Annotated in this window: 1 protein-coding gene; it reads left to right on the forward strand. The window is 39.6% G+C overall.

Annotation, left to right across the window (positions count from 1 at the left end; genetic code table 11):
* Positions 1–14 precede the first annotated feature (14 nt).
* The coding region (locus H2O64_RS23940; RefSeq protein WP_235983028.1) for a hypothetical protein at positions 15–578 on the forward strand (564 nt) is incomplete at its 3' end.

The following is a 578-nucleotide window of genomic DNA, read 5'->3' on the forward strand; positions in this document are numbered from 1 at the left end:
CATACAATAACATTATGATGGATACACAAACCATCTATGTACTGGCAACCAATACCGTTACAGGATGTTTCACCGTAACTCCATTACAACTAAATGTGATTCCAATTCCAGTATTGCCACTAAACATCACAGACCTAGAAGAATGTGATGAAGCAGCAAACTTAGATGGCTTTACCATGTTTGATTTGACAGAAACTCAAATGGAAATCTATGGTACACAAACACCAAGTGATTATACGCTTACCTATCACGAGACAGAACAAGATGCCATTGATGATCTATCACCAATAGTAAACCTTACCGATTATATCAACATCACCATCAATCAGCAAACGATTTGGGTACGTTTAGAAGACAACGCCACAGCTTGTTATGCCATTGGAAGTTTTGATATCATCGTAGTGGGACCGCCAGTACTGGTGCAACCGACTCCATTTGCGCTTTGTGATGACCTAGAGAGTGGTGATGAAAGTGATGAGATTAGCACCTTTGATCTTACCGATAAATACATAGAGATCACTGGAGGAAATACCAGTTTAACACTCACCTATTACGCAAGTCTAGCAGACTTAAACAGT

It is taken from the genome of Kordia aestuariivivens (assembly GCF_014397005.1).
Classification (GTDB): domain Bacteria; phylum Bacteroidota; class Bacteroidia; order Flavobacteriales; family Flavobacteriaceae; genus Kordia; species Kordia aestuariivivens.